Below are 24,684 nucleotides of genomic sequence, written 5' to 3'. Positions count from 1 at the left end.
GGTAATAAACCTGCTATTATTTTATCAAGAACTTCGCCAGCGTTCTTAGTGAAATTATTTGAACAAGAAATTCCTGAAGTTTTCGACGGTTTAATTACTATTGAAGGTGTTGCAAGAATTCCTGGAGATAAAGCAAAAATAGCCGTAGATTCTTACGATGATAGAATTGACCCTGTTGGAGCTTGTGTTGGTGTAAAAGGTTCTCGTATTCACGGTATTGTTCGTGAACTAGGAAACGAAAATATTGATGTGATCAACTATACAAAAAACGAGCAGCTATTTGTAGCTAGAGCACTAAGTCCAGCTAAAGTAACTTCAGTAGATATTGAAATGTTTGATGAAGAGAAGAATGGTAAAAAAGGACGTGTCAATGTTTTATTAAAACCAGAAGAAGTATCAAAAGCAATTGGTAGAGCTGGAGTAAATATTCGTTTGGCAAGTGAGTTAACAGGTTACGAAATTGACGTTCAAAGAGAAGGTATCGAAGAAGAAGATGTTGAGTTAACAGAGTTTTCTGATGAAATCGAAGCTTGGGTAATTGAAGAATTCAAGAAAATAGGTTTAGATACAGCAAAGAGTGTTTTAGAAAAAGACGTATCAATGTTAGTACAAAGAACCGATTTAGAGGAAGAAACAATTTTAGATGTTCAACGAATTTTAAGAGAAGAATTCGAAGATTAATATAAAATAAAAAGGAAGCTAGTATCCTGTGTGGAAAACTATACAAAATCTAGCAAAAAGAAGAAAAAAAGCATAACTATACGTACTGCGCGTGTAAAGTGTGTTTTTTCAATAAAAAGTATAAAATAATATATGGCTGAAGGCAAAAAATTAAGACTAAATAAGGTTTTAAGAGAACTAAACATTTCTTTAGATAGAGCTGTTGAACACCTAGCTAAAAATGGCTATGAGATCGAAGCTCGCCCTACTACCAAAATATCAGATGCTGAATATCAAATTTTATTTGATGGTTTTCAAACTGATAAATCTAAAAAGGTGGCCTCTAAAGAAGTGAGCGAAGAAAAGAAAAAAGAGAAAGAGGCAATTCGTCAGCAATTAGAACAAGAGCAAGAAAGAAAGAGATTAGAAGAGGAAGCTAAAAAACAAGAAGTTTTAAAAGCCAAAGCTGAAAAGTTAGAACTTAAAACAGTAGGTAAAATAGATGTTGAAACTGGTAAGGCTATTGAAGAAATAGCTGAAGAAGTAAAACCAGAGCCTACTAAAAAAGAGGAGAAAGTAGAGGAACCGAAGAAAGAAGAGTCTGTTCAACCAGTTCAAGAAACTAAAAAAGTGGAAGAACCAGTTAAGGTTGAAGAGAAAAAGCCAGAACCTCCTAAAACTGAAAAACCAAAGGAACAAACAGTTAATGCTCCTAAAAAGGAAGTGAAAAAAGAACAGCCTAAAGAAGTAAAAAAGACTGTTGAAAATAAGGTTAAAGAGGTGAAGCAACCAGTAAAGGAGGTGGAGATAACTCCAGAGAATGCTGAGAAAATTAAAACTCAGTACAAAAAATTAGACGGCCCTAATTTTACAGGTCAAAAAATTGATTTAAAACAATTTGAAAGACCCAAAAAGAAAAAACCTGAAGCGAATAAAGCTGACGGAGATAAAAAGAAGCGTAAGAGAATTAGCAAGCCAGGAACTCCTGGAACTGGAGCTAAACCTCAAGGAAATAATAATAGAGGAGGTCAAAACCGAGGAGGTCAAAGAGGTGGTAACCGAGGAGGTCAAAGAGGTAGAAGACCAGCTACGGCTCCAAAAGAAGAGCTAACAGAAGCACAAATTCAAAAACAAGTTAGAGAAACTTTAGAAAAACTTCAAGGTAAATCTAAAAAAGGAAAAGGTGCAAAATACCGTAGAGACAAAAGAGATGCGCACCGTCAGCAAAGTGAAGCTGAATTGCAAGCAGCACAAGCAGAAAGCAAGGTGTTAAAAGTAACAGAATTTGTTACGGTAAGTGAAGTAGCAACCATGATGGATGTTCCTGTTACTCAAATTATTTCTACCTGTATGATGTTAGGAATGATGGTAACAATGAATCAACGTTTAGATGCTGAAACATTACAAATTGTTGCCGAAGAGTTTAACTATACTGTAGAGTTTGTTGGAGCTGAAGTTGAAGAGTCAATTGAAGAGGTAGAAGATAAACCAGAGGACTTAATCACTCGTGCACCGATTATTACTGTAATGGGACACGTAGACCACGGTAAAACATCATTGTTAGATTATATCCGTAACGCAAATGTTATTGAGGGTGAATCAGGAGGAATCACACAGCACATTGGTGCTTATGCCGTGAAGGTAGGAGACCACAAAATAGCCTTTTTAGATACACCTGGTCACGAAGCCTTTACAGCAATGCGTGCTCGTGGAGCTCAAGTAACCGATTTAGTTATTATTGTAGTAGCTGCGGATGATGATGTAATGCCACAAACAAAAGAGGCAATTTCTCATGCACAAGCAGCAGGAGTGCCAATTATTTTTGCAATAAACAAAATAGATAAGCCGAACGCGAATCCAGACAATATTAAAACACAACTTTCTTCTATGAACCTATTAGTAGAAGATTGGGGTGGTAACATTCAATCACAAGAAATTTCTGCTAAAACAGGACAAGGGGTTGATGAGTTATTAGAAAAAGTATTATTGGAGGCAGAAGTATTAGAGTTAAAAGCGAACCCTAATAAAAATGCAAACGGAGCCGTAGTAGAAGCTTTATTAGATAAAGGTAGAGGATATGTATCTACAATTTTAGTACAAGCAGGTACATTAAAAATTGGAGATTATATCTTAGCAGGAAAACATAGTGGTAAAGTAAGAGCTATGTTTGATGATAAAGGAAGAAAAGTAGAAGAAGCAGGACCTTCTACACCAGTATCAATTTTAGGTTTAGATGGGGCACCTCAAGCTGGTGATAAATTCAATGTATTTGAAGATGAGCGTGAAGCTAAGCAAATAGCAGCAAAACGTTCTCAATTACAACGTGAACAATCAGTTAGAACGCAAAAAACATTAACACTTGCAGAGATTGGTCGTCGTATCGCCTTAGGAGATTTTAAAGAATTAAATATCATCTTAAAAGGAGATGTGGATGGTTCGGTAGAAGCATTAACAGACTCGTTCCAAAAATTATCTACAGAGGAAATCCAAGTAAATATTATTCACAAAGGAGTTGGAGCAATTACTGAATCTGATGTGTTATTAGCAACTGCTTCTGATGCTATTATTGTTGGGTTTAATGTACGTCCTCAAGGAAACGCACGTTCGGTAGCAGATAGAGAAGAAGTTGATATCAGAACATATTCAATTATCTATGATGCTATTAACGATCTGAAAGATGCAATGGAAGGAATGTTATCTCCTGAAATGAAAGAAGAAGTTCTTGGAAATGTAGAAATTAGAGAGGTTTATAAAATTTCTAAAATTGGTAACATTGCAGGATGTATGGTAATGACAGGGAAAATTACAAGAGATGCTAAGGTTCGTGTAATTAGAGATGGAATTGTCGTTCATGATGGTGTATTAGCATCGTTAAAACGTTTTAAAGACGATGTTAAGGAAGTAACCAAAGGATACGATTGTGGTCTTCAAATAAAAGGATACAACGATATTAAAGAAGGAGATACATTAGAAGCTTATACTGAAGTTGCAGTTAAGAAAAAACTTAAGTAATAGTAATATCTTTTTGTTTTATAGCATATAAAAGGAGCCTAATTAGGCTCCTTTTTTTATGTTAATTGGTTACAAATGACTTTTTTTACCCAGTTGATTGGTAGAGTTTTTAAAAAAGATATTATTGTCCATTATCGTTCGCAAGTGATGTTTAGGGAGATTAAACCGTTGTAAATGAGTTAAGAAAAAAATTTTTGATTGTGTATTTAAAACTATACATTGCATATCGTTAAAAAACCCTTCAAATTTTTATTTTAATAATAAAAAATTAACAATTTCTTTCTAGATAAGTTTTGTTTCCTGTTTTTTAACAAAACAAACAACACTGTTAAGTGTTCTTAAAATTAATTTTTAAACATTCACAACATGAAAAGAATTTTTCTTACCATGGCAATCGCTGCTGGAATTTTAGTAGGTTGTCAAACAAATGAACAAAACCCAGATTTAGAACCAGAAGTTGAAGCATCAACTTTACAAAAAGCAGAAAAACAATGTTTTGCTAACGATGTTCTAGAAGCAAATATGGCTAACGATCCTAGCTTAAAAAGTAAAATGGAAAATATTGAAAGTTTTACAGCATCTTATGTACAAAAAGTTAAGTCTGGCGAGGTTCAAGCTAGGTTAGTAAATGGAAAAATACAAATACCTGTTGTATACCACGTAATCTACCGTCAAGCGAGTGAAAACTTATCGTTATCAGTATTACAAGACCAAATAGATGCATTAAACGAAGATTTTAACTTGCAAAACCCTAATAGAGGAGCAATGCCTGCTGAGTTTGCTGGAGTTGAAGCTAATGTAAATATTGATTTTGTTATTGAAGATGTAATTAGAGTTCAAAACACAAAAAAGAGAAGTTGGAGACCAGACGATTCAATGAAGTTTACTTCTTCAGGAGGTAGTGATGTTGTAAATCCACAAGAGTTTTTAAACATCTGGATTGTTAATGTTATGCCATATAGAGGAGGACAAATTTTAGGATATGCACAATTCCCAGGAGGTAGCTGGTCTACAGATGGGGTAGTTTTAGCACATAGTTTTGTTGGTCGTAATCAAAGAACTGCTACACACGAAGTAGGTCACTACTTAAACTTACGTCACATTTGGGGTGATGGTGGATGTGGTGCTAGCGACTTTGTTGCTGATACTCCAGATGCTGATGGTAATAGTAGAGGATGTCCTACTTACCCAGTAATTGAGTGTGGAAGTGCTAACATGACTATGAACTTTATGGATTACTCAGACGATAGCTGTATGTATATGTTTACTGAAGGGCAAAAAGCCAGAATGGATGCGGTATTTGCTCCAGGAGGATTTAGAGCTACTATGGCAGACTAGTCTGTTTTAATACGAAATTCACATATCAAGACGTTCTTTATTTTAAAGAGCGTCTTTTTATTATCATCAACTAAAAATACAAGAATAAATGAAATACCTAAAAATAATAGCTCCTGTAATGTTTTTATTAATGATGAATTGTGCTGCACAAAATAAAACAAAAGGGTTTGATAAAGTAGCTTATGAAGCCCAAACAAGAGGCAGTATGGTACAGTTAACTATTGAAGGAAATAAACTATCATACAAAACCTATGAAAAGGAAGGGAGTATAGAAATAGCAAAAGAAAAATTAGAAGAATTAAACGCTGTGGTTAATGAGATAAATTTAGAAGAAATAAGCAATTTAAAGGCACCTAGTGATAAAAGAATAACAGATGGAGCGTTGCATGCTGAATTTACCATTAAAATAGCCGACAAAGAATACAAGTCAATCACTTTTGATGCGGGTAATCCGCCTAAAGAATTAAAAAAGCTAGAAGATTTTTTATACAAGCTTTCCAATGTAAATGAATAAGTAAAAAACCGAGCATATTGCTCGGTTTTTTCATAAATTATATATTGGATAAGCTATTATAACCCAGCTTCTTTCCAAGACCAAGTAGAGATGTCAACTTTAGTTCCTGTTTTGTAATCAGCTGTAGTAGAAGCAGCTTCTCCATCAATTACAACGTTTGCTAAAGGTCCTCCATCTTTCATATCGATATTTTTGTCATATCCTTCTAACCAGATATTAGTAATGGTAGCTCCAGAAGTCTTTTTAAATTGTAAAGCAGTACCACCAACAGTTGAAATAGCTGTTAAGTTTTCAAACTGAGGGTTGTTGTTCACCTTGTCTCCTTCGAAAGCAGTTGAGAAACCAGCGATGGTATGAGAAATGTAAGTGTTCGTTACTTTTCCGTTCCATCCCTCAGTCCAATCTACAGAGTCATCTTCGTTATTTTCTAGGTATAAGTTAGTTGCAGAAACGGTTCCTCCAAAAAATTCAACTCCGTCATCAGCACCGTTAATTACAGCAATGTTTTCAACAACAGTTCCAGAACCTACAGAATAAAAAGAAACACCGTTATATTGAGATTCTGTGTTAATTTGTGCTCCAGTACCTTTAATTACTAAGTTTTTAATAACCCCTGAGTTATCGTCATCTTGAGTACCACCGTAGATAAATCCTCCAACTTCAGCAGTAACATCTACACCTGCAGAAGTTGTTGCTTTACCACAAATAGTTAAACCACCCCAATCTCCTGGTTTTCCAGCAGCAGAAGCCATTACTACAGGAGCATCAACAGTACCATTAATGTTAATTTTACCACCTTGTAAAACAGCGATATAAACATCTGTTCCTTTTGGATCAACAATAATTTTTGTCCCCGCTTCAATATTTAAAGTAGCTCCATCTTTTACGATATAAGAACCAGTTAAGTTATAAGTTTTATCAGAAGTTAATGTTACGTTTCCAGTAACCTCACCTACTAAAGGAGTAATCTCAACAATTTCTCCATTAATGAAAGACCAAGCAGAGATATCAACTTTAGTTCCTGCGGTATACTCAGTGTCTAATTTTGCAGCCTCACCGTCAATAATAACGTTTGCTAACGGACCTCCATCTTTCATGTCAACATTGTCATCATACCCGTCTAAGAATAAGTTTGTAATAGTAGCACCTGATTGTTTTTTAAATTGTAAAGCAGTACCACCAACAATAGACTTTGCTGTTAAGTTAATTAATTTAGGGTTTTTGTTGTCTTTGTCAGCTTCTACAACAGTTGAGAAACCAGCTTTGGTATTAATTACATAAGAGTTTTCAACTGTACCATTCCACCCTTCAGTCCAATCTATAGCATCGTCTTCCAAGTTTTCTAAGTATAAGTTTTTAGCAGAAACTGTTCCTCCGAAGAATTCAACTCCGTCATCAGCCCCATCAAAAACAGCGATATTTTCAACTGTAGTTCCTGAACCAACTGAATAGAAAGAAACTCCGTTGTATTGAGATTCAGTATTAATTTGTGCTCCGGTACCCTTAATTACTAAGTTTTTAATAACACCTGAGTTATCATCATCTTGAGTACCACCGTAAATAAACCCTCCAACTTCAGCAGTAACATTTGTTCCTGCAGTAGTGGTTGCTTTACCACAAATAGTTAAACCACCCCAATCACCAGGCTTACCATCACTAGAACTCATAACCACAGGGTTGCTGTTAGTTCCGTTAATGTTAATTTTACCACCTTGTAAAACAGCAATATAAACATCTGTTCCTTTAGCATCAGCAACAATACTAGTTCCTGCAGGAATGGTTAATGTAGCTCCGTCTTTAATAACGAAAGAGCTAGTTAAAGAATAAGAGGCATTTGATAATGTATAATCTTCTGAAAGCTCACCACTCATGATTCCGTTTTGTAATTTTTCTACAACATCAGAAACATCAGGAGGTAAAATAGCTGGGTCATCACTACCACAACTTGTAAAAGTTAAAGCTGCAGCAGAAAGAGCTGCTATACTTAATAATTTGAATGATCTTTTCATTTTGAGTTCTTTAGTTTAATTTTATTCTGCAAATTAAGAACCTGTGTTTTTCGTTTCTTTTAACTGAATATTAATTGATTGTTATATAAAACAATGAATATTAATTTAAGGTTAATGAAGCTTAAAACGTGTAATTTAGGCTCAAAGAAACTTGTCTTCCCTTTTTGTAAGACAGTACAGTTTGGTTAGTTTCAATTAAAGTGTTTAAATCACGAACTAATTGAGTTTGCTCAATTTTTGGATCTAATAGGTTTTTACCAACTAACTTTGCCGTAAATCCTTTAAAAATTTGTTTACTTAATACAAGGTCTAGGGTTACAAAACCTTTTTCAATAATTTCATCATTGTAAAGAGTAGCACTGTTGTCAAAATCTTCAGGGGCACCTAATGCATAAATTTTATCAGAAGCATAGTTACCTGTTAAAGTAGCAATGAATTCGTTTTCTTTATTGTTTGAATAACTTAAAGAACCGTTAACAATAAAGTCTGAAGCTCCTTGTAATTCAGATTCAGATTTTCCTTTAAATTGGTATCTAGGAGATAAATCTTGATTAAACCACATCTTAGTTAAGTTAGCTGTAGCATTTAATACAGTTTCTTCGTTTTCGTTCTTTAAAAGATCCAATCTACCTTCAACTTCAAAACCTAGAATATCAGCTTGTTCACCTGTATTGAAGAATTTAAAGTAACCTGATGAACCTTGGTCTTGTGTTAAGTTGATAGGGTTGTTGATTTGTTTGTAAAAAGCAGTAGCAGAAACTAACTGACTTCTACTAGGGAAAAACTCCCACTTTAAATCAATATTATATACGTCAGATTTTTCTAAGTCTTCATTACCTCCAATAACACGACCCGTTGGAGAAACGTATTCGAAAGGAGATAATTCTTTGAATTCAGGTAATGTTTGAGTTACACTTGATGCAAAACGAATAAAGTTTCTATCGTTTAATTCATATTTTAAGTTTACACTTGGGTACAAACTTTCATAAACTCTATTGGTCGATCCAAATCTACCAGGGCGGTTTGCTACATTCCAAGCCATGTCAATTTCATCTCTCTCAAAACGCAAACCGATATTACCAGATAATTTGTTGTCAAATTTGAAGTCAAAGTTAGTATAAGCAGCTAAAACCAATAACTCACCTTGGTATAAATCTGGTTGTTGTTCTCTTAAAATTAAACCAGCGTTCGTTCCTTGTTGTAACGTTTCTGAAATTTGATCAACAGAAGGAGCTGTAAAATCTTTTGCTCTAAATCCTATAAATAAAGAATTAAAAGATCTTTCTTTCTTACGGAAGTTTAATCCGTAGTTTAACGTATAAGGTTTTTCTTCGTATTCATCAGCAACATTACCTAAAGACCAGTGATTTTCAATAAAAGCATTGTATTCAGTATCTTCAATTTTTTGAGAAGATTTTCTTTGTTGGTAATCTCCAACATGAGCAAATTGAATTAAAGGACTAGAATTGATATCTAAAATGTTTACTTCATTTCTAATACGGTTTGGTTCTTCTGCCAAAACAAAATTATAACCAGTAGCCCAGTTTAATTCATTGTTTTTATTCCACTTATGTTCTCCCATTAATTGGTTAACAAACATAGTCGTTTGTTTAAAGTTTTGGTCTCTTACAAAAGCTCCTTCTTCTTGTGGGTCTTGATCAAATACATACCCTTCTCCATTTCTACCTTGTTCATATAATCCATCTTCACCTTTGTTCACAAATAAAGTGTTGTACTTTAATTTATTGTTGTCGTTTAATTTTAAATCAACTCTTATATAACCAGTAGAGTTTGTTTTAGCAATGAAGTTTTCAACATCAGTAAACGAGTTGTTTAATACGTTAGATCTGTATGCTTTAAATAAACCATTTCTATATTCAGATGATTTTGAATGTGAAGCAGAAGCTAAGATTTTCCACTCTTTATTGAATAAATTGAATCTTTTGGCTCCTGATAAAGAAATTCCGTAATTAATTGGAGTCTCTCCTTTTTTAGTATCCCATCCTTGTAGGGTCATTTGGTTTTGAAGAGCAAATTTCTTTTGGTGAAATCCAAAAGTTACATCATCACTAATGGTAGTTCTTCTAAAATTGTCGACTTCAATAGCGTTTGTGTTAACACCTCCGCTTATACCTATAGCAAACATGTCTTTTGTATATTCTTTAGAAGCAATATCTACATTTCCTGATGCTTGATCTGAATAACTAGACGTAGCATAGGTTTTACTAATACCTACGTTTTGTATAACATTAGTGTTGAATAAACTTAAATTAACATTTTTATTACTAACATCGTCAGAAGGAATTGGTAATCCATTCATAGTAGTAGATAAATATCTGTCACCTAAACCACGAATGTAGATGTCACCAGAACCTTCACTTTTATTAACACCAGAAATCTTTGTAGTTGCAGCAGCAGCGTCACTAACTCCTTTTTTAGCTAGCTCTTGTGCTCCAATACTTTCTTTAATTACTGTAGCTTTCTTTTGCTCTAATAATAAGGCCGTTTCTTTTTCTCTACTAACAGTTGCATTAATTTTAACCTCGTCTAAAGCCACTCCTTCATTAGCACCTAATTCTTGATTAACTGTAATAGTTTCGTTTGCTTTTACTAATATTGGTTTTTCAACTGTTTGATAACCAACGAAGCTAAATACAATAGTTTGGTTTCCAGCAGGCACACTAAGCGTGTACTTACCATCCATATCGGTTGTCCCCCCGATAGAAGTTCCTTTAATAAAGACATTCGCAAAAGGTAACGCCTCTCCGCTCATTTCTTTGTCAGTAACTGTACCAGTAACAGTACCTTTGCTTTGAGAAAATGCTAGATTACATAAGCTTAAAAAAGCTATAAATAATATTTTTTTCATTCTAATCTTTGAATTCTGTTTATTTATCCCGCAAAATTCAAGTTAAATAGTAAAGCTAATGTTATGTAGGAATTACGTTTGTATTATTAGAATGTTTCGTTAATGTTAACGAACTTTTGGTATGTTATTAAAGTATTAATTGTTTGTAAATTTTAAGCCAAAAACAAAGGTTCTGGGTGTAGCAGGACCGTAAATAAAATTGCTGTCACGCCCTTTACTTACATCAAATTTTGATTGATATGCGTCAAAAATGTTTTTGATACCAGCAATAAACTCTAAATTAGTGTTTAGTTTTTCTAAACTAAAAGTATAGCTAGTGTTAATTCCTAAGTTTAAAAAAGAAGGAGAAGTAAAGTATTCATCTACAGATAGGTTTTGAGGAGAAGCTAAATGCAGTACTTCCATACTTCCTGTATACACTAAGTTTAAAGCTGTTTTAAATTTTTGGTTTGGAGTATAAGTTGCGGTAGCATATCCATAGGTACTAGGTGTGCGTAAAAACTCTTTTTTTAAAGGAAGTTCGTCTGAATTGTTAACGGCTGAATTATATTGGCTCGACTGATAGGTAAAACCCGCATCTAGTTGCAAGATACCATCATAATTTAATCGTGTTTCTAAAGTGATTCCTTTTACAACGGCACCATCACCATTTCTTTTTTCAAAAACTTCACCAAACTCATCTTCTCCTATAGACTCTAAATAAAAAGCATCTTCTAAGTTGGTGTAAAAACTCTCAAAAGTAAATCCGTAAATGTAATGCTCAGTAGGTTTGTCGTAATTGAAAGATAGAGTGTAGCTATTTGAGCGTTCTCTTTTTAGGTTATCGGCCAATACAACTCGAGAAATTCCACCACCAGCAAAGGCAATATGTAAATCGGTATCAAAAGCTTGGGGTGCTCTAAATCCGGTTCCCCAAGTTCCTCTAATTTGTGTGTTTTCAAAAGGGGTAAATAATAAAGATACTCGAGGACTAGCTACATTGTTTACAATCGTTTTTTCAGTTTGGTCTTGTTTTAAAGTATGTAGCTTATGGTTGTCGTAACGAATACCTGTTAATAAGTTTAATTGTTTGTTGATTTCCCAGTCGCTTTGAAAAAAGAATCCGAAGTTTTGAGTTAATTGATCTACCTTGTAATTATATGCCTCAATAGCATCAAAAACATCATCTTGTACAAATTCACCACCTAAAGTTAGTACATTGTTTCCTCCTAAAAACTTCTCTAATTGATGATTGAATTGTAATCCACCTTGAAAAGTAGTGGTTGTTGAATTACCATAAGGAGGGTTGGCTAAATGTTCTGTGTACTCAGGAGTATTAATATCTGGACGAATCCCTGTATAATGTTCTCTATTGGTATATTGTGTGGCAAAATAAGAAATTATAGCGCTTTTATCATTGTTAAAGTTGATTTGATAATCGATATTCCCTACGTAAACGTCGTGTATGCGTTCTTCCGATTGCAGTGCAAAATGAGGAACTTTATCAACCATTTCTCCACCGTAGCGATATTCGTTCATTTTGCTAAAATTCACTTCTATTTTTTGGTTTTCTGTAGGAAGGAAAAACAAGTTAGTACCAAATGAATTGTTTTTTAATTCAGGGAGTTCAGAAAAGTTATCATCATTAGCATCGTACAACTCTCTTTTTCTGTTATTTATAAAAAAGGAAACACCAGCATTGTTATCTTCATTTACTAGGGTGGCATTCCCCGTAATAATATGATCAGAAGTCCCTTTGATATTTTGATAGGTATAACCAATGCTATACTTGTTCTTTTTAGGAATTTTAGTGATGACGTTTACCGTTCCTCCAATTGCGCTTGAGCCATACAAAGCAGATCCGCCCCCACGAACAACTTCTATTCGTTCAATCATGTTGGTGGGTATTTGTTCCAATCCGTATAAACCAGTTAAAGGGCTAAAAATAGGGCGTCCATTAATTAAAATTTGTGAGTAGCCACCTGCTAAACCATTCATGCGAAGTTGTGTGTAGTTGCATGTTTGGCAGTCTGTTTCTACACGCAAACCAGTTTGAAATTTCAATCCTTCAGACAAATTACAAGCCTGTACATCTGCCAAGGTTTGACTATTGATAACATTAACGATTACTGGACTGTTGGTTCTACGTTTATCAGTACGTGTTCCAGTAACAGTAACTTGATCTAAAATTTCTGCTGTTTCGGTTAATGTAAAATGAACTGTTTTCTCCTCGTTTTTGTTTAGTGTAATTGTTTTTCTTTCAGATAAAAAACCAATACTAGATGCAACTAAGACGAGTTTGTTTTTTGTTGTTTTTAATATATAGTTTCCAGAATCATCTGTAGTAGTTCCGTGTTCTGTTCCTTTTATAAATACATTAGCAAATGGTATGGTTTCTCCAGAAGTAGAAGTAACTCTTCCTTTAATTATTTGTCCGTTTACAATACTTGATAATAATATGACTGCTAAGGCTATGTGATTTTTCATGTTGAAAATAGTTTACTGTTGAACAGTTTTTAAAACTTAATATTTTTGCAAATATAAATTAATTTTTAGTCTTGACTAAAAATATGTTTAATTAAATCAAAAACTATATATTTGCATACCTAAAAAAATAACGATGTTTAGCCAGTCTGAAGAAAACTATATAAAAACAATGTATCATTTAGCTGCTGATTACAAGAAAGGAATTAGTACAAATGCGATTGCAAAAAAGTTAGAAACAAAGGCATCTTCAGTAACTGATATGGTTAAAAAGTTATCAGAAAAAAACGTGGTTAGCTATAAAAAATATCAAGGAGTAACATTAACTGATTTTGGAAAGAAAATAGCAGCGAATATTGTTCGTAAACATAGGTTGTGGGAAGTTTTCTTGGTAGACAAACTCAATTTTTCTTGGGATGAAGTGCATGAAGTAGCAGAACAGTTAGAGCATATTAAATCTCCAAAATTAATTAATGAGTTGGATGCTTTTTTAGATTATCCAAAAAGAGATCCACATGGAGATCCTATTCCAGACAAAGAAGGAAACTTGCAGGTAATAGAAAAAAGTTTGTTGTCTACTTTGAAGAAAAATGAAGTTGGAGTTTGTGTAGGGGTTGATGATAGTTCTTCGGAGTTTTTACGTTTTTTAGATAAACAGGAAATAGCATTAGGAAAGCAAATAAAAGTAGTAGAAAAAGAACCCTTTGATGGTTCTCTAGTTATAGAAATGGATGAGAAAACTCTCACAGTATCCAATAAAATAGCAAGTAATTTATATATTCAAAAATCACGTTAAGCACATAACAAGAAATAACTTTTTATAAATGAATTTATTTAATCAATTAGTAAATTTTGGTAAAGAACACCCAATTCAAGCAGCATTATATGCATCGCTATTCACTTGGGGCTTAACGGCTTTAGGGGCAGCGTTAGTATTCTTTTTTAAGAAAATGAATCGAGCTGTTTTAGATGGGATGCTTGGTTTTACTGGAGGAGTAATGGTTGCAGCAAGTTTTTGGAGTTTATTAGCTCCAGCAATAGATAATAGCCCAGGAGAAGGGTTTTTAAAAGTACTTCCTTCTGCAGTCGGTTTTGCTTTGGGAGCTTTGGCTTTATTTGGTATGGATAAAATATTACCACACTTGCATATTAACTTTAAAGAACACGAAGTTGAAGGTGTAAAAACAAGCTGGCACAAAACAACATTGTTGGTTTTGGCAATTACCTTACATAACATTCCAGAAGGATTAGCAGTAGGGGTGTTGTTTGGAGCAGCTTCGACAATGGTAGGAGTAGAGCAAACCGAAATGATTATCGCGGCTATTTCATTAGCTATTGGTATTGGGATTCAAAATTTCCCAGAAGGATTTGCAGTTGCAATGCCACTAAGAAGGCAAGGAGTAAGTCGTTTTAAAAGTTTTTGGTATGGACAATTATCTGCTATCGTAGAGCCAATGGCAGCAGTTTTAGGAGCCGTAGCCGTATCTTTTTTTACACCGATTTTACCTTATGCATTAGCGTTTGCTGCAGGAGCGATGATTTTTGTAGTTGTTGAAGAAGTAATTCCTGAAACCCAACGAGATAAATATACCGATATCGCTACCTTAGGTTTTATTGGTGGATTTATAGTGATGATGTCGTTAGATGTTGGTTTAGGATAGAAAAACTCTCGTATAAAACATAAAAGTACAATTCCCGCAAAAGCGGGAATCTTTTTTTGGTTAAATTGCTTGCCTAATTATATTTTACTTTGTTAGAAAATTCGTCAACTTTTCAAGTATACAATGCTTCTGCTGGTAGTGGTAAAACTTTTACATTAGTAAAAGAATACCTCAAGGTATTACTGCAATCTGAAGATATTTTTCGTTTTCAAAAAATACTGGCAATTACCTTTACTAATAAAGCAGCAGGGGAAATGAAAGAGCGAGTATTGAATAATTTACAAACTTTTACAGCTGGAGAAACAAACGACTTGCTGGAAATTATTTTAGGAGAAACTTCACTGGATAGAGTCGTAATAAAAGAACGAAGTAGTAAAATATTAAACGAAATCCTTCGGAACTATTCTGCATTTTCAATAACAACAATCGATAGTTTTACCCATAAAATTATTAAAAGCTTTGCTTATGATTTAGGACTACCACTTAATTTTGAAGTAGAAATGGATGCTGCTTCACTACTAAATGAGGCGGTAGATGTACTAGTTTCTAAAATAGGAAGTGATGAGGCATTGACTAAATTGTTGATTGATTTTTCTTTAGATAAAGCAGATGAAGATAAATCGTGGGATATTTCTCGTGAATTAAATGAGTTTGCTAAAATCTTGTTGAATGAAGACGATACAAAACACTTTAAAAAACTAGCCGATAAAGAACTTGCTGATTTTACCAATTTAAAAGGAACGTTATTTCAACATCAAAAAGAGATAAAAAAACGCTGGAAAGAAATTGGAGAGACAGCTCTACAAATAATTGAAGATAGGCAATTAACACATAGCGATTTTTACCGATCGATGCTGCCAAATCATTTTGTAGCACTAGCTGAAAATCCAGAAAAAGCAAAGTTTTTCGACCAAAGTAAATTAAGAGAACGAATTGAAGAAGGTGCTTTTTATTCAAAATCAAAATCAGAAGATATCATATCAGCTATTGAAGGAGTTTTGCCTGAACTTTTAAAGTTGTATATGCAATCAGAGCAATTGTATCAACAATTTTCAATGAATAAACTAGCATTGAAAAGTATTATTCCTTTAGCAGTTTTAAATAATATCAATCAAGAATTAACACATTTAAAAGAAGAAAATAACCTGCGATTAAATGCAGAATTTAATCAGTTAATTTCTGAAAATATCAAAGACCAACCTGCTCCGTTTATTTACGAGCGAATAGGGCAGCGATTTATGCATTATTTTATTGATGAAATGCAAGACACATCGTCTTTGCAATGGCAAAATTTAATTCCGTTAATCGACAATGCATTGGCACAAGAAAACAGTAATTTGTTGTTGGTAGGTGACGGGAAACAAGCAATTTACCGTTGGCGAGGAGGAAAGTCAGAGCAATTTATAGGTCTTGGCTCAGGAGAGGATAATCCGTTTCAAATTTCTAAAAGCATAAAAACTTTAGAAACTAATTTTAGAAGTTATGCTGAGGTGATAGATTTTAATAATCAGTTTTTTCAACACGTAGCAACCTTTTTACAAAACGAGTCGTATAAGCAGTTGTTTGTCGAAGGGAATAAACAGTTAACAACAGCTAAAAAAGGAGGATTTGTTTCGCTTTCTTTTTTGAGAAAAGAAGAAGATAAGGAAAAAGAGAAAATCAAATATCCTAAGAAAGTTCTAGAACTTGTTAAAAATTTAGAAGCTAATTTTTTGCTGAATGAGATTTGTATTTTAGTTCGTAAAAAGAAAGATGGAATTGCAGTGGCAAACTATTTGTCTGAAAACGGGGTGGATATCATTTCTTCAGAAACGCTATTGTTAGAAAACAGCTCAAAAGTTAATTTTATTGTCAACGTTTTACAAATAGTTCAACATCCAAAAGACAAGGAAACTTGTTTAGAGGTACTTTATTTTTTGTATGAACATTTGAAAGTAACCAAAGATACCCATTCGTTTATTGATGAGTTACTACATCAACCAAACGAAAAACTTTTCTTAGAATTGAAAAAGTACGGAACATCTTTTGAGTTATCCACATTTCATCAGTTGCCTTTTTACGAGAAAATAGAGGAGATTATTAGAGGTTTTCAGTTAATAGTTTCGTCAGATGCTTATGTACAATTCTTTTTAGATGTGGTATTGGAGCAACAACGAAGAGGAACAAGTATTCAAGAGTTTTTAGATTTCTGGTCAGAAAAAAAAGACAAGTTGAGTATCGTGGCCCCCGAAAGCGGAAATGCAGTGCAAGTGATGACAATTCATAAATCAAAAGGGTTGGAATTTCCCGTAGTAATTTTTCCGTATGATTTAGAGGTATACCGACAAATAAACCCGAAAGTTTGGCTAAATAAACTGCCAGAAAGTTATGAAGGATTTAAAGAACTACTCGTTTCTTTCAATAAAGATTTGAGCTATGTGAATGATAGGGGAGCTGAGATTTATCAACAACAAAGAGAAGAGTTAGAATTAGACAATTTTAATCTGTTATATGTAGCACTTACTAGAGCGGTAGAGCAACTACATGTTGTAACAGAGTATAAAATATCATCCAAAGGGGAAGAAAATACAAACTTTTACTCAGGAGTATTTATCAGCTACTTAAAGCAGTTAGGTAAGTGGAGCGATGAGGTTTTAAACTATGCTATTGGAGATGAAGAAAGAGTAAGTGTTTTAAAAAAGAAAACATCAGGAATTCAACTACAGGAAGGGTTCATATCTACACCTTGGAAGGAACATAATATTCGCATGTTAGCAAGCGCTTCAAAATTGTGGGATACAGAACAAGGAAAAGCGATTGAGTTTGGTAATTTGGTTCATGGAATGATGGCAGAAATTAGTACAAAAGAAGAGGTCGAGAAGGTGGTTTATCGTTATGAGCAGCAAGGAGTATTACCACAAGAAAAATCATTTGAAGTAATAAAAAACATTCAACAAATAGTGAATCATTCTGAATTGAAAAACTATTTTTCTGGAGCGTTTGTGGTATTTAATGAGAGAGAAATTGTAGATGTTGATGGTCAAATTATAATTCCAGATAGGTTGGTTTTTAATTCGAATAACGAAGTCGTAATTATTGATTACAAAACAGGCAAGCCTTCTAAAGCATATCATCAACAATTATTACGATACCAGAGAGTACTACAAACAATGAATTTTAAGGTGGTTAAAAAACTACTGGTATATATTAACGAAGAAATTTTGGTTGAAGAAGTTTAACAACTAACTTTGACCTTTTATAGCAAACAACTTTCAAACATAAATTATGTACGGAAAAATAAAAGAACAATTACAACAGGAAATTCAGGATATTAAAGATGCTGGATTGTATAAATCAGAACGAATTATTACCTCGTCACAAGATGCGGTGATTAAAATTTCTACAGGAGAAGAGGTAATTAATTTTTGTGCCAACAATTACTTAGGGTTGTCTAATCATCCAGAGGTAATTCAAGCAGCAAAAGATACTATGGATACGCATGGGTTTGGAATGTCATCTGTACGTTTTATTTGTGGTACGCAAGATATTCATAAGCAACTGGAAAGAAAGATTGCGGATTTTTATACGACAGAAGATACTATTTTATATGCAGCAGCTTTTGACGCCAATGGAGGTGTTTTCGAACCCTTATTAACGAAAGAAGATGCAATTATTTCCGATAGTTTAAATCATGCGTCTATTATTGATGGAGTGCGTTTATGTAAAGCAGCGCGTTATCGTTATGATAATAACGATATGGCATCGTTAGAAGCGCAATTAATTGAAGCAAATAAGCAAGGACATCGTTTTAAAATTATTGTAACTGATGGTGTTTTTTCTATGGATGGAATCGTAGCTAAGTTAGATGAAATTTGTGATTTAGCAGATAAGTACGATGCCATGGTTATGGTTGATGAATGTCATGCAGCAGGATTTATCGGAAAAACTGGTAGAGGAACTGTAGAGCTTAAAAAGGTAATGGATCGAGTAGATATAGTTACAGGAACTTTAGGAAAAGCACTCGGAGGAGCTATGGGAGGATATACGACAGGAAAGAAAGAAATCATTGAAATTTTGCGCCAACGCTCTCGACCGTATTTATTCTCAAATTCATTGGCACCTGCTATTGTAGGAGCATCGTTAAAAGTGTTTGATTTGTTGTCAAACGACACTACTTTACGAGATAAATTAGAGTGGAACACCAATTATTTCCGTACAGAAATGGAAAAAGCAGGGTTTGATTTGGTGGGAGCTGATGCGGCTATTGTACCAGTAATGTTGTATGATGCTAAGTTGTCTCAAGTAATGGCGAATAAGTTGTTAGAAGAAGGTATTTATGTAATTGGATTCTTCTATCCAGTGGTTCCAAAAGAGCAAGCAAGAATTCGAGTACAATTATCAGCTGCTCATGAAAAAGAACATTTAGACAAGGCAATTAACGCATTTATTCAGGTAGGAAAGGAACTAAAAGTGATATAAATATCTTGTTCAAAAACTTGCTTTTGTTGTAAGTTTTTGTAGATTTGTTTTTGTAAATAAGTTTTAACAACTTACATTTGCGTAATATATAAACGAACTTTTAATTTAAATTTTTAATAATGAAACAATTAAAATTAGCTGTGATGGCTTTATTTGCGTTTGCTGCTGTAAACGTTAGCGCACAGGATTCAGACAACCCTTGGGCGGTTGGTTTCGGGGTTAACGCAGTAGACGTTAGGATCCCTTCAGATTTTGGAGATTATGCTAAAGATTACATCGGTACTAGTGACTGGAATATCTTACCATCAATTTCAAGAGTAACTGTTGATAGATACTTAAGCGATGGGTTTACATTACAATTAGCAGGATCGTTAAATAAAATTGAAACTTTCCGTACAGAAGATGATATGGATGAGCTTTACTGGGCAATCGATGCTAACGTAAAGTATGACGTTAACAACATTATTGGTAACACTGGTTGGTGGGATCCTTATGTATACGTTGGTGGAGGTTATACTTCATTAGCTGATGAAGGAGAAGGTATGTTAAATGCTGGTGCTGGATTCAACGTATGGTTCAACGAAAACTTAGGTTTAAACTTCCAAACAGGTGGAAAGAAAGAATTTGCTGATAAAGTAAAAGATCACTTCCAACACTCAATTGGTTTAGTATTTAAGTTCGGAGGAAAAGATACTGACGGAGACGGAGTATATGACAAAGATGATGCATGTCCAGAAGTTGCTGGTTTAAAAGAATTCAACGGATGTCCTGATACAGACGGAGACGGAATCAAAGATTCTGATGATGCATGTCCAGAAGTTGCTGGTTTAGCTGCATTAAACGGTTGTCCTGATGCTGATGGTGATGGTATCGCTGATAAAGATGATGCTTGTCCAACTGAAAAAGGAACTAAAGCTAACAACGGTTGTCCTGATGCTGATGGAGACGGTGTTGTAGACGGAAAAGATAAGTGTCCAAACACTGCTGGTCCAGCTGCTAACAACGGATGTCCTTGGCCAGATACTGACGGAGACGGAGTATTAGACAAAGACGATAAATGTCCAAACGAAGCAGGTGTAGCATCTAACAACGGATGTCCTGAAGTAGTAATCAAAGAAGAAGCGGTTAAGAAATTAAACGAGTTCGCAAGAGCTATCTACTTTAACTCAGGAAAATCTACTTTTAGAACTGGTACTACTGGTAAATTAGATTTAATCGCTGGAATTATGAAGGAATATCCTAAAGCTAACTTTAGCATCCAAGGACATACTGATAGTTCAGGATCTAATTCTTTAAACCAAAGATTATCTGAAAAAAGAGCTAAAGCTGTTTTAGATTACTTAGTTGTAAAAGGAGGAATTGATTCAAAAAGATTAACTTCTGCTGGATTTGGTGAAGACTACCCAATCGCTGATAACAAAACAAGAGCTGGTAGAGCTGAAAACAGACGTGTTGAGATTAAATTAGTAAAGTAATTTAATTACAATCATAACATCAATAAAGGCCTCACTAATGTGAGGCTTTTTTTTATGGAAAAATACTTCGAAAGGTTTTTTAAATTCCGCTAAAAAAATTACCTTTGCACCTTGAAAAAAGGAGTTAAAACTCATATAGTAAATAAAATAACTTTAATTACATATAGTAATGTCTACAATAACAGGTAAAGTTTCTCAAATTATTGGTCCAGTAATCGATGTTGAGTTTAATACAGAAAGTGCTGAATTGCCAAAGATTTATGATTCGTTAGAAATTAAAAAAGCAGACGGTTCAACTTTAGTTTTAGAAGTTCAACAACACATTGGTGAAGATACAGTTCGTACCATTTCTATGGATGCAACTGACGGTTTACAAAGAGGGCAAGAAGTAATTGCTACTGGTAACCCAATTCAAATGCCAATAGGTAATGATATCTACGGTCGTTTATTTAACGTAACAGGTGATGCGATTGATGGATTAGGAGATTTACCTAAAGAAGGTGAAGCAGGTTTGCCAATTCACCGTCAAGCACCAAAATTTGAAGAATTATCAACTTCTACCGAAGTACTATTTACAGGGATTAAAGTAATCGATTTAATTGAGCCTTATGCTAAAGGAGGTAAGATTGGATTATTTGGAGGTGCAGGAGTAGGAAAAACTGTATTAATTCAGGAGTTAATTAACAACATTGCAAAAGGACACGGAGGTTTATCTGTATTCGCTGGTGTAGGTGAAAGAACTCGTGAAGGAAACGATTTATTACGTGAGATGTTAGAATCTGGAATTATCAAATACGGTGATGATTTTATGCACTCTATGGAAGATGGAGGATGGGATTTATCTAAAGTTGATAAACCAGGAATGAGAGATTCTAAAGCTACTTTCGTATTTGGTCAGATGAATGAGCCACCAGGAGCACGTGCTCGTGTAGCATTATCTGGATTAACAATTGCCGAGTATTTCCGTGACGGAGCTGGTGAAGCACAAGGAAAAGATGTGTTATTCTTCGTAGATAACATCTTCCGTTTTACACAAGCAGGTTCTGAGGTGTCAGCTTTATTAGGACGTATGCCATCAGCAGTAGGATACCAACCAACATTAGCAACAGAGATGGGAGCAATGCAAGAACGTATTACTTCTACAAAGAAAGGATCTATTACATCTGTACAAGCGGTTTACGTACCTGCGGATGATTTAACAGACCCAGCACCAGCTACAACATTTGCTCACTTAGATGCAACTACAGTATTATCTCGTAAGATTGCCGAGTTGGGTATATACCCAGCAGTAGACCCGTTAGATTCTACTTCAAGAATTTTAACTGCTGATATTTTAGGAAATGAGCACTATAATTGTGCACAAAGAGTAAAAGAAATTTTACAACGTTATAAAGAATTACAAGATATTATTGCCATCTTAGGTATGGAAGAATTATCTGAGGAAGATAAATTGGTAGTTCACAGAGCACGTCGTGTACAACGTTTCTTATCTCAACCATTCCACGTAGCAGAGCAATTTACAGGAATTCCAGGTGTATTGGTAGATATTAAAGATACTATCAAAGGATTTAACATGATTATGGATGGTGAATTAGATAAGTATCCTGAAGCAGCATTCAACTTAAAAGGGTCAATTCAAGAAGCGATTGATGCTGGAGAGAAAATGTTAGCAGAAGCATAATTAATTGCCTTAAGCACTAGCTTAAAGCCCTAAAGCATTAAAATATGTATTTAGAAATTGTAACACCAGAAGCTATCTTGTTTTCATCAGAAGTTGACTCAGTAGTCGTACCAGGTGTAAATGGAGAGTTCCAAATGTTAAATAATCACGCCCCTGTGGTGTCTATTTTAAATGAAGGAAGAGTAAAGGTACACGTACATACTCAAGAGCATTTAGTTTTTGATGATTTACATGGAAGTATTGAAAGATTACCAGAAGATGATAAAGTACTAACTTTAAAAATTAAATCTGGAACTATAGAAATGAAAGATAATAAAGCAATTATTCTTGCAGATTAATATGCACTTATCACTATAAAATTAAAAGCAACCAAATTTTGGTTGCTTTTTTTAGTTCAACAAAGTATAGGAAGTCGAATTTAATTATCTTTGCAGTAATGAATGGAATATTTTTATTTATTGGTGGACCTGAGATTTTTGTAATCTTGTTAATAGTAGTCATGTTATTTGGGGCAGATAAAATTCCTGAAATAGCTAGAGGACTAGGCAAAGGTATGCGTCAAATTAAAGATGCTACAAATGATATTAAACGAGAGATTAATGACAGTGCAAAAAAACAAGGTATAGACACAGACTTTGTTAGAGATATAAACAAGGAAGTAAACGAAGTAAAAGACAATATTGACGATTTCACGGGACCGATAAAAAGAAACCGTTAAGAATAAATAAAAATGGTGTAGTTTTATATAAAATTACACCATTTTTATTTTTGTGGTGTTTTTTACCTGTTTCATAACAAATGAACTTTGAATGTTTGAAATGACTTCTAATTGCGACAATTTTTTTAATACAAAATCCTGGTATTCATTCATGTCCTTTAAAACAACTTTTAATAAAAAATCATAAACTCCAGCTATATATGAAACTTCTACAATTTCATCTATTTTAAACATATACTCTTCAAACTCTTTAAAAGCGGTTTCTTGATGCTTAACAAGAGTTACTTGACAATATACAATTAAGCTCTTATCAATAGTTTCTAAGTTTAACAAAGCAACATACTTATCTATAATTCCATTTAGTTCCATTTTTTTTATTCGCTCATGAGTTGGAGTAATAGAAAGGTTTACTTTGTTGGCTAGTTGTTTTATAGATTGTTTACAATCTTTTTGTAATTCTTCTAATAGCTTTTTATCTACATTATCTAGCTGATTCATGGTAAGTTTTTCTGTTTTAAAATAGTTTTAAGACAGGAAATAGATTTTGTTCCTGTTAATGATTTAAAAATAGTTATTTTTTCTTTATTATAACGTGCTGTCTGGTTTTTTATTCTTTAAAAGTATATTTGTTAAGTAACTTAATAATATTTAAACTAGGTAAGTATGAGTAGAATAAAAGAAATTTATGACAGAATTAGTGAGGCTTCATCTAACTTTTTAGGTTATCCTTTAGCCAAAGATTTTAACTACAGTGAATTTGCGCCTTTTTTAAATTTATGCATTAATAATGTGGGAGATCCAGAATCTCCTTCAACGTTGTCAATAGACACAAAAGATGTAGAAAAAGAGGTTGTTGGTTTTTTTGCTAACATTTTATCATCTTCAACGAATGATGTGTGGGGGTATGTTACTAACGGAGGAACAGAAGGAAATCTTTACGGTTTGTATTTAGCAAGAGAGAGTTTTAACAATCCAGTAGTATATTATAGCGAGTCTACACATTATAGTGTTAAAAAGAATTTGCATCTATTAAATTTAAAGAATATTGTTGTAAGAAGTCAGGAGAATGGAGAGATCGATTATAATGACTTAGAAAGTCTAATAACGCTTCATAGAGATAAACCTGCAATTTTCTTTTTAAATATAGGTACAACCATGACTGAGGCTGTAGATGATTTAGACAAAATAAAAAGTATTATTAAAAAATATGCTATTAAAGATTACTATATTCATTGTGATGCGGCATTTTTAGGATGCATTGCTCCTTTTGTTACGCCAAAACCAAAGTTTGATTTTGCAGAAGGAATTGATAGTATTTCTATATCTGGACATAAGTTTATTGGAGGCCCCATACCGTGTGGAATAGTTTTGGCAAAACGCAAGCACAGAAATAGAATTGTAAATTCGGTTTCGTATGTTGGAACCTTAGATACGACAATTACAGGTTCAAGAAATGGATTAACACCTCTACTCTTATGGGCTTTTATAGAAAAGCACGGAAAAGAAGGGTTGGTAGCCAGAGCAAGAAAATCACAAGAACTTGCGGCTTATACTGAGATGAAATTAAGAGAGATAGGAGTTAATGCATGGAGAAATAATGAAGCACTTACAGTGGTGTTAGAAAAACCATCTAATGCTTTGTGTAAAAAATACCAATTGGCTTCAGAAAACGATATGGCTCACATTATTTGTGTACCGGGGATAGAAAAATGTCAAATAGATGCATTTATTGAAGATTACACAAAGGAGTTGTTTATTGTAGAAAGATTAACTCATAATTAAACTTTTTTTATAGTGAGTCAACCTATTTTAGGACGGGACATAGC

16 protein-coding genes and 1 pseudogene are annotated in these 24,684 nt (G+C 33.8%); 13 read left to right on the top strand and 4 right to left on the bottom strand.

Going from position 1 to position 24,684, the window contains the following annotated elements; translation table 11 throughout:
* The 4 genes and pseudogenes from ACN0WY_RS11890 to ACN0WY_RS11875 form a co-directional block, all read left to right on the top strand.
* Positions 1–681, top strand: a pseudogene (locus ACN0WY_RS11890) (transcription termination/antitermination protein NusA); the annotation flags it as partial.
* Between the two features lie 132 nt (positions 682–813).
* On the top strand, positions 814–3,672 hold the full coding sequence (gene infB, locus ACN0WY_RS11885; RefSeq protein WP_417800480.1) for a translation initiation factor IF-2: 2,859 nt from the start codon (positions 814–816) through the stop codon (positions 3,670–3,672).
* A gap of 366 nt (positions 3,673–4,038) precedes the next feature.
* Positions 4,039–5,010 (top strand): zinc metalloprotease, encoded by a 972-nt coding sequence (locus tag ACN0WY_RS11880; RefSeq protein WP_330489365.1) that lies wholly within the window; start codon positions 4,039–4,041, stop codon positions 5,008–5,010.
* Between the two features lie 88 nt (positions 5,011–5,098).
* Entirely contained in the window at positions 5,099–5,524 is a 426-nt protein-coding gene (locus ACN0WY_RS11875) for a hypothetical protein (protein ID WP_330489366.1), read from the top strand.
* Between the two features lie 56 nt (positions 5,525–5,580).
* On the opposite strand, the gene ACN0WY_RS11870 is transcribed toward ACN0WY_RS11875, so the two are convergent.
* From ACN0WY_RS11870 to ACN0WY_RS11860, 3 genes are all read right to left on the bottom strand, one after another.
* Positions 5,581–7,533: a hypothetical protein gene (locus ACN0WY_RS11870; RefSeq protein WP_417800479.1), complete on the bottom strand. Its 1,953-nt coding sequence runs from the start codon at positions 7,531–7,533 to the stop codon at positions 5,581–5,583.
* Between the two features lie 121 nt (positions 7,534–7,654).
* Positions 7,655–10,402, bottom strand: coding sequence for a carboxypeptidase-like regulatory domain-containing protein (locus ACN0WY_RS11865; RefSeq protein ID WP_417800478.1), 2,748 nt, complete (start codon positions 10,400–10,402; stop codon positions 7,655–7,657).
* Between the two features lie 135 nt (positions 10,403–10,537).
* The gene (locus ACN0WY_RS11860) at positions 10,538–12,868 is read right to left on the bottom strand and encodes a TonB-dependent receptor (protein WP_417800477.1); all 2,331 of its coding nucleotides are present in this window, start codon (positions 12,866–12,868) and stop codon (positions 10,538–10,540) included.
* 133 nt (positions 12,869–13,001) lie between these two features.
* Between ACN0WY_RS11860 and ACN0WY_RS11855 the strand changes: the two genes are divergently transcribed.
* From ACN0WY_RS11855 to ACN0WY_RS11820, 8 genes are all read left to right on the top strand, one after another.
* Positions 13,002–13,661: a metal-dependent transcriptional regulator gene (locus ACN0WY_RS11855; protein WP_417800476.1), complete on the top strand. Its 660-nt coding sequence runs from the start codon at positions 13,002–13,004 to the stop codon at positions 13,659–13,661.
* A gap of 28 nt (positions 13,662–13,689) precedes the next feature.
* On the top strand, positions 13,690–14,526 hold the full coding sequence (locus ACN0WY_RS11850; protein WP_417800475.1) for a ZIP family metal transporter: 837 nt from the start codon (positions 13,690–13,692) through the stop codon (positions 14,524–14,526).
* Positions 14,527–14,615: 89 nt separating this feature from the next.
* Positions 14,616–17,744: a UvrD-helicase domain-containing protein gene (locus ACN0WY_RS11845; protein WP_417800474.1), complete on the top strand. Its 3,129-nt coding sequence runs from the start codon at positions 14,616–14,618 to the stop codon at positions 17,742–17,744.
* Positions 17,745–17,790: 46 nt separating this feature from the next.
* Positions 17,791–18,984: a glycine C-acetyltransferase gene (gene kbl / locus ACN0WY_RS11840; protein ID WP_330489373.1), complete on the top strand. Its 1,194-nt coding sequence runs from the start codon at positions 17,791–17,793 to the stop codon at positions 18,982–18,984.
* 119 nt (positions 18,985–19,103) lie between these two features.
* A complete protein-coding gene (locus ACN0WY_RS11835; protein ID WP_417800473.1) occupies positions 19,104–20,459 on the top strand; it encodes an OmpA family protein in 1,356 nt (451 codons plus the stop codon).
* Positions 20,460–20,628: 169 nt separating this feature from the next.
* Entirely contained in the window at positions 20,629–22,140 is a 1,512-nt protein-coding gene (atpD, locus tag ACN0WY_RS11830) for a F0F1 ATP synthase subunit beta (RefSeq protein WP_330489375.1), read from the top strand.
* Positions 22,141–22,184: 44 nt separating this feature from the next.
* Positions 22,185–22,478 carry a FoF1 ATP synthase subunit delta/epsilon gene (locus tag ACN0WY_RS11825; protein ID WP_099214712.1) on the top strand — a complete coding sequence of 98 codons (294 nt, stop codon included), beginning with the start codon at positions 22,185–22,187 and terminating at the stop codon, positions 22,476–22,478.
* Positions 22,479–22,576: 98 nt separating this feature from the next.
* Positions 22,577–22,858, top strand: a complete 282-nt coding sequence (locus ACN0WY_RS11820) for a twin-arginine translocase TatA/TatE family subunit (RefSeq protein WP_330489376.1) — start codon at positions 22,577–22,579, stop codon at positions 22,856–22,858.
* A 33-nt stretch (positions 22,859–22,891) separates the two neighbouring features.
* Here the strand turns inward: ACN0WY_RS11820 and ACN0WY_RS11815 are convergent, their stop codons facing one another.
* Entirely contained in the window at positions 22,892–23,356 is a 465-nt protein-coding gene (locus tag ACN0WY_RS11815) for an Lrp/AsnC family transcriptional regulator (protein WP_417800472.1), read from the bottom strand.
* Positions 23,357–23,521: 165 nt separating this feature from the next.
* On the opposite strand from ACN0WY_RS11815, the gene ACN0WY_RS11810 reads away from it, so the two are divergent.
* On the top strand, positions 23,522–24,640 hold the full coding sequence (locus tag ACN0WY_RS11810; RefSeq protein ID WP_330489378.1) for a histidine decarboxylase: 1,119 nt from the start codon (positions 23,522–23,524) through the stop codon (positions 24,638–24,640).
* Positions 24,641–24,684: the final 44 nt, after the last annotated feature.

It is taken from the genome of Tenacibaculum sp. (genome assembly GCF_048269885.1).
GTDB lineage: Bacteria > Bacteroidota > Bacteroidia > Flavobacteriales > Flavobacteriaceae > Polaribacter.
Note: the sequence above shows the minus strand (reverse complement) of the source record. Positions and strands in the feature narration are given on the sequence as shown.

What these genes read in the sequence shown, in the direction of transcription:
- ACN0WY_RS11815 (WP_417800472.1), bottom strand. Translation starts at nt 23,356, where the DNA reads ATGAATCAGCTAGATAATGTAGATAAAAAGCTATTAGAAGAATTACAA.
- ACN0WY_RS11875 (WP_330489366.1), top strand. Translation starts at nt 5,099, where the DNA reads ATGAAATACCTAAAAATAATAGCTCCTGTAATGTTTTTATTAATGATG.
- ACN0WY_RS11870 (WP_417800479.1), bottom strand. Translation starts at nt 7,533, where the DNA reads ATGAAAAGATCATTCAAATTATTAAGTATAGCAGCTCTTTCTGCTGCA.
- ACN0WY_RS11860 (WP_417800477.1), bottom strand. Translation starts at nt 12,868, where the DNA reads ATGAAAAATCACATAGCCTTAGCAGTCATATTATTATCAAGTATTGTA.
- infB (WP_417800480.1), top strand. Translation starts at nt 814, where the DNA reads ATGGCTGAAGGCAAAAAATTAAGACTAAATAAGGTTTTAAGAGAACTA.
- ACN0WY_RS11880 (WP_330489365.1), top strand. Translation starts at nt 4,039, where the DNA reads ATGAAAAGAATTTTTCTTACCATGGCAATCGCTGCTGGAATTTTAGTA.
- ACN0WY_RS11835 (WP_417800473.1), top strand. Translation starts at nt 19,104, where the DNA reads ATGAAACAATTAAAATTAGCTGTGATGGCTTTATTTGCGTTTGCTGCT.
- atpD (WP_330489375.1), top strand. Translation starts at nt 20,629, where the DNA reads ATGTCTACAATAACAGGTAAAGTTTCTCAAATTATTGGTCCAGTAATC.
- ACN0WY_RS11850 (WP_417800475.1), top strand. Translation starts at nt 13,690, where the DNA reads ATGAATTTATTTAATCAATTAGTAAATTTTGGTAAAGAACACCCAATT.
- ACN0WY_RS11820 (WP_330489376.1), top strand. Translation starts at nt 22,577, where the DNA reads ATGAATGGAATATTTTTATTTATTGGTGGACCTGAGATTTTTGTAATC.
- ACN0WY_RS11810 (WP_330489378.1), top strand. Translation starts at nt 23,522, where the DNA reads ATGAGTAGAATAAAAGAAATTTATGACAGAATTAGTGAGGCTTCATCT.
- kbl (WP_330489373.1), top strand. Translation starts at nt 17,791, where the DNA reads ATGTACGGAAAAATAAAAGAACAATTACAACAGGAAATTCAGGATATT.
- ACN0WY_RS11825 (WP_099214712.1), top strand. Translation starts at nt 22,185, where the DNA reads ATGTATTTAGAAATTGTAACACCAGAAGCTATCTTGTTTTCATCAGAA.
- ACN0WY_RS11855 (WP_417800476.1), top strand. Translation starts at nt 13,002, where the DNA reads ATGTTTAGCCAGTCTGAAGAAAACTATATAAAAACAATGTATCATTTA.
- ACN0WY_RS11865 (WP_417800478.1), bottom strand. Translation starts at nt 10,402, where the DNA reads ATGAAAAAAATATTATTTATAGCTTTTTTAAGCTTATGTAATCTAGCA.